The following is a 296-nucleotide window of genomic DNA, read 5'->3' as shown; positions in this document are numbered from 1 at the left end:
CCTTCATCGACTCCTAGTGTCAAGGCATCCACCGTGCGCCCTTTCTAACTTAACCAAACTAAAAATTAAAAAATATGAGCTACACTGTTATCTAGTTTTCAAAGAACATACATTTATATATGAGAGATAGTTCTCTCAAAACTGAACAAAACGAAACACGGAAACTTTATTGATGAACAGCGTTCATCAATTCTCCATAGAAAGGAGGTGATCCAGCCGCACCTTCCGATACGGCTACCTTGTTACGACTTCACCCCAATCATCTGTCCCACCTTAGGCGGCTGGCTCCAAAAAGG

General features: G+C 41.9%; 1 rRNA gene. It reads right to left on the bottom strand.

Annotated elements, in window-relative coordinates:
• Positions 1-200 precede the first annotated feature (200 nt).
• Positions 201-296, bottom strand: a 16S ribosomal RNA gene (locus MR136_RS28340); the annotation flags it as partial.

The sequence above is a fragment of the Bacillus cereus group sp. BfR-BA-01311 genome, assembly GCF_022664295.1.
GTDB lineage: Bacteria > Bacillota > Bacilli > Bacillales > Bacillaceae_G > Bacillus_A > Bacillus_A cereus.
Note: the sequence above shows the minus strand (reverse complement) of the source record. Positions and strands in the feature narration are given on the sequence as shown.